A 13,550-nucleotide genomic window follows, 5' to 3' on the forward strand; every position below is an offset into this window, starting at 1 on the left:
TCCAGCAGGATCAGGGATGCTGACTGCTCACCGAGACGACTTCACCGGTGAGATAAGACGAATAAGCACTAGCGAGAAACACCATCACATTGGCGACTTCCCAAGGCTCCGCGGCCCGCCCGAACGCCTCGCGGCCCTTCAGTTCAGCGAGCAGTTCAGCGGTGGTGACCTTCTCCAGGAACGGATGCATCGCGAGGCTGGGCGACACCGCGTTGACCCGGATCCCGGACGGAGCCAGATCCATCGCCGCGGACCGGGTCAGCGCCATCACCCCGGCCTTGGCCGCCGCGTAATGCGCCTGCCCCTCCTGCGCCCGCCAGCCGATCACCGAAGCGTTGTTCACGATCACCCCGCGATAACCGCGGGCGATCATCCGCCGGGAAGCCGCCCGGATACAGCGAAAAGTCCCCGTCAGCGTCACATCGAGCACCAGCGACCACTGCTCGTCGGTCATTTCGGTGATCGAAGCCGTACCCCCGAGCCCGGCGTTGTTCACCATGACCTCGACCCCGCCGAACGGCTCGGCAGCGTCCAGCAAGGCAGCGACCTGCTTCTCCTTGGTCACGTCGCACCCCACAGACGCGACCCGGCCGGCGCCGAACTCCGCCCCCAGCTTGGCCGCCGCCTCGGCGAGCCGCCGCTCGTGGGTATCCCCGATCACGACCGCCCGAGCGCCCTCTTCCAAACAGCGGCGGGCGACAGCCGCTCCGATGCCCGCGCCCGCCGCGGCAGTCACGACGACCACGCGTTCGGCGAGCAACCCATGCCCCGGCACGTAATCAGGCGCGGGCTGTTCCGGTTTGACGCTCACGGTCGCGGCTCCCTCGGCAGGCCGAGCACTCGCTCGGCGATGATATTGCGCTGGATTTCGTCCGAACCGCCGTAAATGGTGTCGGCCCGGCTGAACAAGAAAAGCGTTTGCTGCGCATCGAGCTCGTAAGAACCGGCGGCAGTCAATGCGGAACCCCCGCGGACGTCCATCGCCAGTTCGCCCAATTCCCGGTGCCACCGCGCCCATAACAGCTTCGACACCGAAGCCTCCGGCCCCTGCGACCCCGCCTCGTACGCACTCAGCGTCCGCAACGCATGCACGCGCAACACCTCGAGACCGACCGAAGCCCGCGCCAGCCGATCCCGAATCACCGGATCGTCATAACGCCCGTTCTCTCGCGCGGCAGCGACCACACCGGCCAATTCCCGGGCGAACCCGACCTGCTGGCCGATAGTCGACACCCCGCGCTCGAACCCGAGCGTCGCCATCGCGACCCGCCACCCGTCCCCGGGCGCGCCCACCACGAGGGACTCCGAAGTCCGGGCCCCGTCGAAGAAGACCTCGTTGAACTCGCTGGTCCCGGTCAGCTGCCGGATCGGCCGCACCTCGACCCCGGGCTGGTCCATCGGCACCAGCACATACGACAACCCGGCGTGCCGCCGCGAACCCGGCTCGGTGCGCACCACCGCGAAACACCACTGCGCGTGCTGAGCGAGCGACGTCCAGATCTTCTGCCCGTCGATCACCCACTCGCCGCCCTCCAGCCGGGCCCGCGTGCGCACCCCGGCCAGGTCCGACCCGGCGCCCGGCTCGGAATAGCCCTGGCACCACAGCTCGGTCACCCCGACGATCCCCGGCAGGAACCGCCGCCGCTGCTCGTCGGTGCCGTGCGCGATCAACGTGGGCCCGAGCAGCTCCTCGCCGAGGTGATTGACCCGCGCCGGCGCGTTCGACCGCGCGTATTCCTCGTGGAAGATCACCTGCCGCAGCAGGCTCAGCCCGCGCCCGCCGTGCTCGACCGGCCAGCCGAGGCACGTCCAGCCGTGTGCCGCCAGGTGCTGGTTCCACGCCTGCCGCTCCTGCGGCGCCTCGTGCTCGCGCCCGGACCCGCCGAGCCCCTTCAGCGCGGCGAACTCGCCCGCGAGGTGGTCGGCGAGCCACTCGCGCACTTCCGCGCGGAACTGCTCGTCCTCGGGGGTGTAGCGAAGATCCACCCGTCCTCCTGGTCCGCCGGTGCCGGTCCCGCCACGCTACCAAACCAAGCACTTGTTTGGTAGCATCGCCGCCGAACCGAGAAGGAGTGATGCGCGTTGAGCGGAACCGAAGAAAGCACCGGCGAGCAGGTCGTGACCTACGAGGTGCGCGGTCCGGTCGCGGTCGTCACGCTGAACCGCCCGCAGTACCGCAACGCGCAGAACTCGAAGATGACCTACGCGCTGGACGCCGCGTTCACCAAGGCCGTGGACGATCCGGACGTCAAGGCGATCGTGCTGGCGGGCAACGGCAAGCACTTCTGCGCCGGGCACGACATCGGCACTCCCGGCCGCGACGTCGACCAGAGTTTCGAGCGCAAAGCGGTCATCTGGTGGGACCACACCGACCGGGCGGGCGTCGATTCCCGGTTCGCCCGCGAGTCGGAGGTCTACCTCGGCATGTGCCGGCGGTGGCGGGAGATCCCGAAGCCGGTGATCGCGATGGTGCAGGGCGCGTGCATCGCGGGCGGCCTGATGCTCGCGTGGTCGTGCGATTTCATCGTGGCCTCCGACGACGCGTTCTTCTCTGACCCGGTCGTGCGGATGGGCATCCCGGGCGTCGAGTACTTCGCGCATCCGTGGGTGATGAACCCGCGCGCGGCGAAGGAGTTCCTCTACACCGGCGACCGGTTCGGGGCCGAACGCGCGCAGGCGCTCGGCATGGTCAACCACGTCGTGCCGCGCGCCGAACTCGAAGAGGCCACGTTCGCGATCGCCGAGCGCATCGCGCAGATGCCGCAGCTGGGCCTCGCGCTCACGAAGAAGGCGGTCAACCAGGCCGAGGACCTGATGGGCATGCGGTCCGGAATGGACTCGGTGTTCGGCCTGCACCACGCCGCGCACGCGCACAACGCCGAACTGGACACCGACTCGCTCGCCGGGCTCGACGCGCGTTCCATGGCGAAGGCGAACAAGAAGGCCGCGGGAGAGTCATGAGCCCGGAATTCACCGCCGCGGAAGAGGAATTCCGCGCGGAGGCACGCGCCTGGCTGGCGGAGAACAGCCCCGGCCCGCTGCCGTCGATGGACACCGAAGACGGCGCCCGCGCGCATCGCGAATGGGAAGCCGAACTCGCCGAGGGCCGGTGGTCGGTGGTCACCTGGCCCGCCGAGTACGGCGGCCGCGACGCGACGCTGACCGAGTGGGTGCTGTTCGAGGAGGAGTACTACCTCAGCGGCGCGCCGACCCGGATCGCGCAGAACGGCATCTCGCTGCTGGCCCCGATCATCTTCGAGCACGGCACCGAAGACCAGCGCCAGCGGCACCTGCCGGCGACCGCGAACGGCACCCGGATCTGGGCACAGGCCTGGTCCGAGCCCGAGGCGGGCAGCGACCTCGCCGGGATCCGCAGCACCGCGGTCCGCGACGACGAACGCGGCGGCTGGGTTCTCAACGGACAAAAGATCTGGAGTTCCCGCGCCCCGTTCGCGGACTGGGGGTTCGGCCTGTTCCGCTCCGACCCGGACGCCGAACGCCACCGCGGCCTCACGTACTTCCTGTTCCCGCTCGGCTCCGACGGCGTCACGGTCCGGCCGATCGCCCAGCTCGACGGCGACTGCGGGTTCGCCGAGATCTTCTTCGACGACGTCTTCGTGCCGGATCGGGACGTCCTCGGCGGCGTCGGCGACGGCTGGCGCGTCGCGATGAGCACGGCGGGCAACGAACGCGGTCTGTCGCTGCGTTCGCCGGGCCGGTTCCTCGCGGCGGCGAACCGGCTGCTGGACCTCTGGGCCGAGCGCGGCGCCGAAGCACCGCACCTGCGCGACCGCGTGGCCGACGCGTGGATCAAGGCCGAGGCCTACCGGCTCTACACCTGGGACACCGTCGACCACGTGCAGCACGGCGGCGACGTCGGCGCGGCGGGCAGCGTGAACAAGCTCTTCTGGACCGGCCTCGACCTCGGCATCCACGAAACGGCGCTGGACCTGCTCGGGCCGGACCAGGAGCTGCGCGGCCGCTGGAGCGACGACTACCTGTTCGCCCTCGGCGGCCCGATCTACGCCGGCACCAACGAAATCCAGCGCAACATCGTCGCGGAACGCCTGCTCGGCCTCCCCCGCGGCGACCGCAGGAAGGCACAGGCATGAAGTTCCGGCTGTCCGCCGAACAGCGCGCGTTCGCCGAAGCGCTGGACGCCCTGCTGGGCGCGGCCGACGTCCCCGGCGTCACCCGGTCCTGGGCGGCCAAGCGGCCGGAACCCGGGCTGAAGCTGTGGAAACAGCTCGCCGAACTGGGCGTCACCGCGCTCGGCGTGCCCGAGGACCACGGCGGCGTGGGCGGGACCGCGGTCGATCTGATCGTGGCCTTCGAGCGGCTGGGATATCACGGCGTACCGGGTCCGGTGATCGAGTCGATCGCCGCCGCGCCCGCGCTGGTCACGGACGCTTCGCTGCTGTCCGCGCTGGCTTCCGGCGACGCGGTGGCGACGTTCGCGAGCGCGCCGGACACTCCGTACGCGCTGGACGCCGACGTCGCCACGGATGTCTTCGTGGTCGGCGATTCGCTCGCCCGGGCGGAAATCGGCCGCTCGCGGCAGTCGGTCGATCCTTCCCGGCACCTGTTCGAGGTCACCGCTGGTGCCGAGGTTCAGCCGCTCTCCCCGGAAAAGCGCGCCGCAGCACTCGATCTCGCCAGCCTCGCCTGCGCGGCGGAGCTGCTGGGCTGCGGCGAGCGGATGCTGGCCGACACCGTGGCCTACCTGGGCCAGCGACGGCAGTTCGGCCGCGTGATCGGCGAGTACCAAGCGCTCAAACACGCCGCCGCGGACGTTCGCGTGGCGCTCGACTTCGCCCGTCCGCTGTTGCTCGGCGCGGCCCGCGAGCCCAGCGCCCGGGCGATCTCGGCGGCGAAGGTCGCGACGTCGGACGCCGCCCAGCTGGCCGCGCGCACCGGACTGCAGCTGCACGGCGCGATCGGCTACACGCTCGAATGCGATCTGAGCCTGTGGCTGTTGCGCGTCCGGGCGCTCGTGGGCTGCTGGGGCACGCCCGCCGGGCACCGCGCGCGGGTGCTGGAGAGCCTGATGAGGGGCCGTTGATGCACTTCGCGCTGACCGACGAACAGCGGGAACTCGCCGCCGCCGTCCGCGGGCTGGTCGCCCGGCGAGCCGCGAAGACCGATCTGCGGGCGGCGATCGACTCGCCGTCCGGGTACGACACCGAGCTGTGGTCCGCGTTGTGCGAGCAGATCGGCGTCGCGGCGCTGGCCATTCCCGAGGAGTACGGCGGGGCCGGGTTCAGCCTGTTCGAAACGCATGTCGTGCTGGAAGAACTGGGCGCTAGCCTGACCCCGTCGCCACTGCTGGGGTCGGGAGTGCTTGCCGCGCAAGCATTGCTGGCGGCGGACGCACCCGAATTGCTTCCCGAAATCGCGGCCGGCGAGGTCGTCGCGCTGGCGTGGGCGGACAGTGCCGGGCGGCATCGGACCGACGGTTCGGACGTGGTCGCCTCGGGCGGAACCCTGAACGGCACCGCGACGCTGGTGCTGGACGGCGCGCAGGCGTCGCATCTGCTGGTGCTCGCCATGGCCGACGGACGCCCCGCGCTGTTCCAGGCCGACGCGACAGCCGAGGCGACCCCAGCGGTCGACCAGACGCTCCGGTTCGCCAAGGTCGAGTTCCGCGACACCCCGGCCACTTTGCTCGCCGCCGACTTCACCGAGGCGCTCCCCCGGCTGCACGCCCTCGCCGCGATCGCGTGCACCGCGCTGCAAGTCGGCGGTGCACAGTCCTGTTTGGACCGAACCGTCGCACATCTCAAGGAACGCGAACAGTTCGGCCGTCCGCTGGGGTCGTTCCAGGCGTTGAAACACCGGGTCGCGGACATGCTGGTCCAGGTCGAAACCGCCCGCTCGATGTCCTGGGCGGCCGGATTCGCGGCCAGCAACGGCGACGACGTCGTCCAGCAGGCGGCATACGCGAAATCGTGGTGCAGCGAGGCTTTCACCGCGGTCGCGGCCGAAACCGTCCAGCTGCACGGCGGAATCGCGATCACCTGGGAGCACGACGCCCAGCTGTACTTCAAGCGGGCGCACGCGCTGGCGCAGCTCTTCGGCGACGCCCGCGAACACCGGGCCCGGCTCCGGAGCGACGCATGATCCACCACGTCGGAATCACCGTGCACGACCTCGCCGCGTCGACGGAGTTCTACCGCGACCTGCTGCGCGGGACCGTCGAAGGTCCGTTCGAGCGCAGCGGTCCGCGGATCGACGAGGTCACCGGATATCCGGGCGTGGTCGTGCGCCAGAGCTTCGTGTCGGCCGACGACGGCGACACGGTGGTCGAGCTGCTGCAGTACGAAAACGGGTCGCCGGAGCGGATCGACCCGGACCACGGGCAAGCGGGCGCCGCGCACGTCGCGATCACCGTCGCCGACCTGGACGCGACGCTGGAACGGTTGCGCGGACGCGGGGTCGCCGCGATCTCGGAGCCGATCGTCACGAGCCATCCGATGGCGGGCTGCCGCGCGGTGTACGTGCTCGACCCGGACCGGGTCCGCGTCGAACTGGTGCAACTGCCCGCCTGAGCGGAGAAACAATGGAGGAACGAATGGGCGGCAAGTCCATGACCCTGGACGGCGTCACCGAGTACGTCCGGTCCGGGATGACCGTCGGGATCGGCGGGTGGGGGTCGCGGCGCAAGCCGATGGCGATGGTGCGCGAACTGCTGCGCAGCGACGTCGACGACCTCACGCTGGTCACCTTCGGCGGGCCCGAGGTCGGGCTGCTGTGCGCGGCGGGCAAGGTGCGCCGGGTGATCTACGGGTTCGTCTCGCTCGACACGATCCCGCTCGACCCGCATTTCCGCGCCGCGCGCGAGGGCGGCCGGGTCGAGACGACCGAGTACGACGAGGGCATGTTCGTCGCCGCGCTGAAGGCGGGCGCCAACCGGCTGTCGTTCCTGCCGACGCGGGCCGGGCTGGAGAGCGACGTGCTGCTGATGAACCCGGAGCTGAAGACCGTCGCGTCGCCGTATGACGACGACGTCTACATCGCGGTGCCCGCGGTGCGCCCGGACGTCTCGCTGCTGCACCTCAACCGCAGCGACACCCTCGGCAACGGCCAGTTCCTCGGCCCCGACCCGTACTTCGACGACCTGTTCGCGATGGCGTCGGAGAAAACGCTGCTGAGCGTCGAGAAGATCGTCGACACCGAGGACCTCACCGCCACCGAGCGGTCGACGTCGCTGCTGATCAGCCGGATGTTCGTGAACGGCGTGATCGAAGCCCCGAACGGCGCGCACTTCACCTCGTGCGACCCGGATTACGGCCGCGACGAGGCGTTCCAGCGGCATTACGCCCAGTCGGCGCAGGACGAGGTCTCGTGGAAGCAGTTCCGCGAGACCTTCCTGACCGGCGACGAGGCCAGCTACCACGAAGCAGTGCGCGCCTTCCACCGCGCGACCGAGAAGGAGTCCGCATGAGTGCCCCCGCGACCCGCGCCGAGGTCTGCGTCGCCGCGTGTTCCGACGCGTGGCGCGGTTCCGGCGAGGTGCTGGCCCACGCGGTCGGCACGGTCCCGGCGATCAGCGCGCGGCTGGCCCGGCTGACCCACTCCCCCGAACTGGTGCTGTCCGACGGCGAATGCCACTTCATGGCCGACCCGCCGCCGCTGGGCAAGACCGCCGCGGCCGGCGGGACCGTCGAGGGCTGGGCGCCGTTCGGCCGGATCTTCGACATCCTGAACACCGGGCGGCGGCATTCGATGATGGGCGCGAGCCAGCTCGACCGGTTCGGCAACCAGAACATCTCGCTGATCGGCGACTGGCGGAAGCCGAAACGCCAGCTCATCGGCATGCGCGGCGCGCCGGGGAACACGGTCAACCACCGCACCGACTACTGGGTGAGCCGGCATTCGAGCCGGGTGTTCGTGGACCGGGTGGACGTGGTGTCCGGCGTCGGCAACGACCGGGCGCGCGCGCACGCCTCGACGGCGCTGCGGTTCCACGACCTGGGCGTCGTGGTGACCGACCTGGCGGTGCTCGACTACGACGAGGACGGACGGCTGAAGGTGCGTTCGCTGCACCCGGGCGTCACCGAGGACGAGGTGCGCGCGAACACCGGCTTCGAGCTGGATTTCCGCGGCGCCGGGGTGTCGCGGGTGCCGGACGAGCACGAGCTGGACCTGATCCGCACCGTGCTCGACCCGAAGAACGCCCGGGACCGGGAGGTCAAGGAGCCCCGGCCCTGAACCGTTCAGCCGGCGAGCAAACCGCCGTACAGCATCGCGAGGTACTGCTCCGCCACGACGTCGTGGCGGAGCTTTCCGCGCGGGTTGTACCAGCGGACCGACGTCCAGACGGTGTCCCGGATGAACCGGTACACGAGGCTCACCTCGAGGTCGGTGCGGAACTCGCCGGTCTCCCGGCCCGACTGGAGCACGCCGAGCCACAGTTTTTCGATCTTCAGCGAGGTTTTCCCGACGAATTCGAAATCGGCGAGGCTGCCGACGACGGCCGATTCGTTCTGGTACAGCGCCACCGCGAACGGCCGCTCGTGAATCGTCGCGAAGGCGGTGTACACGAGCGCGTCGAACTTCTCGCGCGGCGTGCCGTCCTTCCCGGCGATTTCGGCGAACGCGGCCAGCAGGTCGTCCATGAACTCCTTGAGGATCTCGCGGAGCATGTCCTCCTTGGACGCGAAATGGTGGTACAGGCTCCCCGACAGGATGCCCGCCTCGTCGGCGATGTCGCGGACGGTGGTCTGGGAGTAGCCCCGGGTCGCGAACAGCTGAGCGGCGATGCCCAGCAGCTCGCCGCGCCGGGTGCCGCCGTTCTTGGCCGGGGCCCGGCCGGTTCGCGGAGTCATCGCATGGATCCCTTCCTGCCCGCTGCTTTCCCCTATGCTACCGAACAAGCACTTGTTCAGTGAGGAGACCCGCGTGTCGACACCTCGCACGATGCCCGCCCTGCTCGACGAAGCCGCCCGCCGCCACGGCGACGCGCCGGCTGTGGTCGACGGTACGACACAGCTGTCCTGGACCGGATTGCGGGAGCGGGCGCGGACCGTTTCGCGGGCGCTGGCCGCGCTCGGCGTCCGGTCCGGCGACCGGGTCGCGGTGTGGTCGCCGAACCGGGTGGAATTCATCCTGACGTTCCTGGGCGCGCAGTGCCTCGGCGCGGCGCTGGTGCCGATCAACACGCGGTACCGCGGCGAGGAGGCGCGGGTGGTGCTGGAGCGGTCCGGCGCTTCGGTGCTGGTGCTGTGCAACGGGTTTCTCGGGAACGACTACCTCGGGATGCTGACCTCGGCCGCCGCCCGTCCGGGTTCCGGCGCTTCTGGTTCCGGTGCTTCTGGTTCTGTCGTGCCGGGGCTTCCGCGGCTGCACACCGTGATCGACATCGGTTCAGACGGCGTTGCCTTGCCGTGGAACGAATTCCTCGCCGGGGCGGAGTCGGTGCCGTCGGTCGACGAATCCGCGGTGACGCCTTCCACGGTGGCGGACATTCTGTACACCTCGGGCACCACCGGCGTGCCCAAGGGCGTGATGAGCACGCACGCCCAGACGATCGGCGTCGCGGACGTGTGGGCGAAGGGCGCGTCGCTCACCCCGGCCGACAAGTACGCGATCGTCAACCCGTTCTTTCACTCCTTCGGTTACAAGGCCGGAGTGGTCGCGGCGATCACCGCGGGCACGACGATCTATCCGGTGCTGACCTTCGACCCGGTCGCGTTGATGGAGCTGGTCGAGCGAGTTGGCATCTCAGTGCTGCCCGGTGCTCCGACCATCTTCACTACGCTGATCAACCACCCGCGCCGCACGGAGTTCGACCTGTCGTCGCTGCGCTTCGCGATCGCCGGCGCGGCTTCGGTGCCGGAAAACCTGTTCTCGGACATGCGGGAAATCCTCGGCTTCGAGCAGGTCGCGCAGGCGTACGGGCTCACCGAATGCGTGGTGGCGACCCAGTCGCGGCCGAACGAGGACCCGCGGCACGTCGCGCACACGACGGGCCCGGCGGTGGCCGGGCTGGAGATCCGCGCGGTCGACAGCGAGGGCAAGGACGTGCCGGTTGGCACCGACGGCGAGATCCTCATCCGGGGCGAGTTCGTGATGCTCGGCTACTTCGACGACCCGGACGCGACGGCCGCGGCGATCGACGCCGACGGCTGGCTGCACACCGGCGACGTCGGGCAGCTGGACGAGCACGGCTGCGTCAAGATCACCGGACGGCTCAAGGACATGTTCACCGTGGGCGGGTTCAACGTGTACCCGGCCGAGGTGGAGAACGTGCTGAGCACCCATCCGGACGTCGTGGAAGCCGCGGTGATCGGCGTGGACGACGACCGGATGGGCTCGGTCGGCCGGGCTTACGTGACGCTCTGGTCGGGGGTCGAACTGGACCCGGAGGCACTGCGCGAGTACTGCCGGGAACGGCTGGCGAACTTCAAGGTGCCGCGCGAGTTCGTGGCGATCGAGGAGCTGCCGAGGAACGCCAGCGGGAAGATCGTGAAGCGGGAACTGGGCGGGTGACGGATCCGAGCACGGCTCCGCCGCCCGCTCAAGCGTCTCGGCTGCGTGCCCGTCGGTCCGGGAAGGCGGTCGGTGTTCGGGCGGAAGTGGCGCGGAAAGTCCGGCCGAGTTCGGGTCCCCGGCCCACATAGTGGCGGAAGACGTAGAACAGCGGCTCCCACGCGGCGACGCGGATGTGCCGGAGGTCCGGTTCGGCGAGCGCGGGATGGACGTGCACCCGAAGCACCTCGGCCTCGACGATCCCGACGGCGGGGTCGCCGGGATGGCGCGCGGCGGTCACCCGGCATTCGACCTGGAGCGGGCATTCCGCGACCCGGGCGGCCGCGACGAGGTCGGCCGGGACCGCGGTGAGGCGGGCGGCGCCGAATTTGTCCCGCTCGGTGCGGAACTGGCCGGCCTTGTGCTCCGGGACGACGGGAGCACCGGTCAGCCCGGCCAGGCGTTCGACGGCGGGCCACAGCTCGGCGCTCGCATAGTTCAGCACGCAGCCCGGCCGCTCGCGCAGGTTGGCGAAGGTGTGGCCGGTGGCGCCGAGACCGAGCACGGCGGTGCGGCCGAGCACCCAGGCCGAGGACATCGGGGCCAGATTGGCCGTCCCGTCGGCGTTCGCGCTGGACAGCAGGACGACGGGGGTGCCGGGGTAGAGCACCGGCGGGTCGATCACGACGGAATCCATGACCGAATCCTGGCGGCGGGACGGTTCGGCCGGCACCGAACCGTCCCGCGTCCGGTGGTCAGGCGAGCCGCTCCAGCACCATCGCCATGCCCTGTCCGCCCGCCGCGCACATCGTTTCCAGGCCGAAGGTCGCGTCTTTTGCCTGGAGGCCGTGCAGCAGGGTCGTCGCCATCCGCGCGCCGGTCGAGCCGAACGGGTGGCCCAGCGCGATCGCGCCGCCGTGCACGTTGACCCGGTCGAGGTCGAGGCCCAGCTGGTCGACGCACGGCAGCACCTGCGCGGCGAACGCTTCGTTCATCTCCACCAGGTCGACGTCCGCAACGGACAGTCCGGCCCGCGCCAGCGCCTGCCGGCTCGCCTCGACCGGCCCGAGCCCCATGATCTCCGGGCTCAGCGCGGACACCCCGGTGGCGACGATCCGCGCCAGCGGCTGGATGCCCAGCTCACGCGCCCGGACGTCGCTCATCACCACGAGCGCGGCCGCCCCGTCGTTGAGCGGGCAGCAGTTCGCCGCGGTCACCGTCCCGTCTGGTCGGAACACCGGCTTGAGTTGAGATATCTTCTCCAGCGTCACCCCGGCGCGCGGACCGTCGTCAGCAGACACCACGCTCCCGTCCGGCAAGGTCACCGGCGTGATGTCCTTCCGCCAGAACTCCCCCGCCGCTTCGGCGAGATTCTGGCTGCGCACCGCGAAGGCGTCCTGGTCCTGTCTGGACACTCCACAATGGTCCGCGACGTTCTCCGCGGTCTCGCCCATCGCGATGTACACGTCGGGCAGCGCACCGTCCTTACGCGGGTCTGTCCACTGCAGACCGCCCGCCGCCCGCTTTTCCGTGACCGCCATCGCGTCGGCATACAGCGGGTTCTTCGTGTCCGGCATGCCGTCGGCTTTCCCTTGGGAGAACCGCGAAACACACTCGACACCCGCCGAAACGAACACGTCGCCCTCGCCGGCGCGGATCGCGTGCATCGCCATCCTCGTGGTCTGCAGGGAGGACGCACAGTAGCGGTGCACAGTCGTGCCGGGCACCGCGTCGAGGCCGAGCCGCAGCGCGACCATCCGGCCGAGGTTGTACGCCTGTTCGCCGGCCGGTTGCGCGCAGCCGAGCATCAGGTCGTCGATCCGGTCGACCTGCGGGACCGCGGCCAGCGCGGCTTCGACGATCTGCGCGGCGAGGTCGTCCGGCCGCAGGTCTTTGAGCGAGCCCTTGTACGCCCGCCCGATCGGCGAGCGGGCGGCGGAGACGATCACGGCTTCGGGCACAGCAGGGTCCTCCTCAGGCGTTCGGGGTGTGCTGGAGGAAGGCGGGCCATTCGCCGCCACCGTCCACATTGAGCACTGCTCCGCTGACATGGCTCGCGAGCGGCGACGCGAGCAGCAGACAAGCTTGACCGACCTCGGCCGGCGACGCGAACTGTCCACGCGGGATCGTCCGGGCGACCGCGTCGCGCTGCGCGGGATCGCCGTAGTGGTCCTCGGAACCCGGCGTCTCGACCAAGCCGCAACTGACCGCGTTGACCCGCACCCGCGGCGCCCACTCGACCGCCAAACTGGTCGTGAGGCTCTCCAGCGCCGCCTTCGCCGCTCCGTACACCGCGGTGCCCGGGCTGGGCCGCCGCGCCGAGATCGACGTGACGTTCACCGCCGACGCTCCGGGCGTCTCGCGCAGGAGCGGATGCGCCGCGTGGAGCACGTACGCCGCGGCGAGGAAGTTCAGCTCGTTGATCTTGCGGTGAAACTTCGGCGAGGCCTCGGCGAACTGCGCGAACGGCGCGCCTCCGGCGTTGTTGACCACGACGTCGAGCCGCCCGTGCCGCTCGCCGATCCCCTCCAGCCACCTTCCGACCTGCTCCGGCTCCCGCACGTCGACCTGCGTGAACCGCGGCTTGCGTCCGTTCGCCTCGCGCAGCTTCGCGGGTTCCGTCCGCCCGCAGATCTCGACCTCGGCGCCGGCTTCGAGGAACGTCGCCACGATGCCGTCCCCGACCCCGCGCGCTCCGCCGGTGACGAGGACGACGCGATCGGTCAGGTCGAAGCTGACAGGCATGCTGCTCCTTCTCGCCGGGAGGGCTCAGCTTACCAAACAAATGCTAGGTTGAGGACGTCGAGGTTTCCCATGCCACCCGACACAATCCGGCGGTCCGGTGGTCCGCATCGTCGCCGGGGCGCACTGGGGCTCGCCGCACGCGGGGGCCTGGTCGTACTGAAGGACACGGACGCCACTGCCGCGGCCGCCGGGGACTTCCTGGGCTGAATCCGCTGTACGCCTTCAAGTTCACGCACCCGGTGCCGCCGCACCTGATATCTCAGTGTTCCGAAGCGATCGTGAACCATTCGACGCCGGAAGCGTCTCGCGACATCCCCGGGCATGCGCAACGCGGG

At 70.3% G+C, this 13,550-nt stretch carries 14 protein-coding genes; 8 read left to right on the forward strand and 6 right to left on the reverse strand.

Annotated elements, in window-relative coordinates; genetic code table 11:
- Positions 1-10 precede the first annotated feature (10 nt).
- Entirely contained in the window at positions 11-811 is an 801-nt protein-coding gene (locus CU254_RS23915) for an SDR family oxidoreductase (RefSeq protein WP_009080125.1), read from the reverse strand.
- Positions 808-1,986: an acyl-CoA dehydrogenase family protein gene (locus CU254_RS23920; protein ID WP_009080126.1), complete on the reverse strand. Its 1,179-nt coding sequence runs from the start codon at positions 1,984-1,986 to the stop codon at positions 808-810. Before CU254_RS23920 ends, CU254_RS23915 begins: the two co-directional genes overlap by 4 nt.
- 96 nt (positions 1,987-2,082) lie before the next feature.
- Between CU254_RS23920 and CU254_RS23925 the strand changes: the two genes are divergently transcribed.
- The 7 genes from CU254_RS23925 to CU254_RS23955 are packed head-to-tail and all read left to right on the forward strand — an operon-like array spanning position 2,083 to position 8,211.
- Positions 2,083-2,961, forward strand: a complete 879-nt coding sequence (locus CU254_RS23925) for an enoyl-CoA hydratase (protein WP_009080127.1) — start codon at positions 2,083-2,085, stop codon at positions 2,959-2,961.
- On the forward strand, positions 2,958-4,112 hold the full coding sequence (locus CU254_RS23930) for an acyl-CoA dehydrogenase family protein (RefSeq protein WP_009080136.1): 1,155 nt from the start codon (positions 2,958-2,960) through the stop codon (positions 4,110-4,112). Before CU254_RS23925 ends, CU254_RS23930 begins: the two co-directional genes overlap by 4 nt.
- Positions 4,109-5,062 carry an acyl-CoA dehydrogenase family protein gene (locus tag CU254_RS23935; RefSeq protein ID WP_009080138.1) on the forward strand — a complete coding sequence of 318 codons (954 nt, stop codon included), beginning with the start codon at positions 4,109-4,111 and terminating at the stop codon, positions 5,060-5,062. Before CU254_RS23930 ends, CU254_RS23935 begins: the two co-directional genes overlap by 4 nt.
- Positions 5,062-6,120, forward strand: coding sequence for an acyl-CoA dehydrogenase family protein (locus tag CU254_RS23940; protein WP_009080140.1), 1,059 nt, complete (start codon positions 5,062-5,064; stop codon positions 6,118-6,120). The genes CU254_RS23935 and CU254_RS23940 overlap by 1 nt, the downstream gene beginning before the upstream one ends.
- Positions 6,117-6,548, forward strand: a complete 432-nt coding sequence (locus CU254_RS23945) for a VOC family protein (protein WP_009080142.1) — start codon at positions 6,117-6,119, stop codon at positions 6,546-6,548. Before CU254_RS23940 ends, CU254_RS23945 begins: the two co-directional genes overlap by 4 nt.
- A 23-nt stretch (positions 6,549-6,571) precedes the next feature.
- Complete coding sequence (locus tag CU254_RS23950; RefSeq protein WP_009080144.1) at positions 6,572-7,444, forward strand: CoA transferase subunit A; 873 nt, start codon at positions 6,572-6,574, stop codon at positions 7,442-7,444.
- Positions 7,441-8,211 carry a CoA-transferase subunit beta gene (locus tag CU254_RS23955; RefSeq protein ID WP_009080146.1) on the forward strand — a complete coding sequence of 257 codons (771 nt, stop codon included), beginning with the start codon at positions 7,441-7,443 and terminating at the stop codon, positions 8,209-8,211. The genes CU254_RS23950 and CU254_RS23955 overlap by 4 nt, the downstream gene beginning before the upstream one ends.
- A gap of 5 nt (positions 8,212-8,216) precedes the next feature.
- On the opposite strand, the gene CU254_RS23960 is transcribed toward CU254_RS23955, so the two are convergent.
- Complete coding sequence (locus tag CU254_RS23960) at positions 8,217-8,828, reverse strand: TetR/AcrR family transcriptional regulator (protein ID WP_009080148.1); 612 nt, start codon at positions 8,826-8,828, stop codon at positions 8,217-8,219.
- Between the two features lie 91 nt (positions 8,829-8,919).
- Here CU254_RS23960 and CU254_RS23965 point away from each other — a divergent pair, with 91 nt between their 5' ends.
- Positions 8,920-10,491 (forward strand): AMP-binding protein, encoded by a 1,572-nt coding sequence (locus tag CU254_RS23965; RefSeq protein ID WP_037714634.1) that lies wholly within the window; start codon positions 8,920-8,922, stop codon positions 10,489-10,491.
- Between the two features lie 28 nt (positions 10,492-10,519).
- Here CU254_RS23965 and CU254_RS23970 read toward each other — a convergent pair whose 3' ends face one another.
- From CU254_RS23970 to CU254_RS23980, 3 genes are read right to left on the reverse strand one after another with little or no spacing between them, the layout of a single operon-like run.
- Entirely contained in the window at positions 10,520-11,167 is a 648-nt protein-coding gene (locus tag CU254_RS23970) for a flavin reductase family protein (protein ID WP_009080150.1), read from the reverse strand.
- Between the two features lie 58 nt (positions 11,168-11,225).
- Complete coding sequence (locus tag CU254_RS23975; protein ID WP_009080151.1) at positions 11,226-12,431, reverse strand: acetyl-CoA C-acetyltransferase; 1,206 nt, start codon at positions 12,429-12,431, stop codon at positions 11,226-11,228.
- 13 nt (positions 12,432-12,444) lie between these two features.
- The gene (locus CU254_RS23980; RefSeq protein ID WP_009080153.1) at positions 12,445-13,215 is read right to left on the reverse strand and encodes an SDR family oxidoreductase; all 771 of its coding nucleotides are present in this window, start codon (positions 13,213-13,215) and stop codon (positions 12,445-12,447) included.
- Between the last annotated feature and the right edge of the window lie 335 nt (positions 13,216-13,550).

It is taken from the genome of Amycolatopsis sp. AA4, from assembly GCF_002796545.1.
Lineage (GTDB): Bacteria > Actinomycetota > Actinomycetes > Mycobacteriales > Pseudonocardiaceae > Amycolatopsis.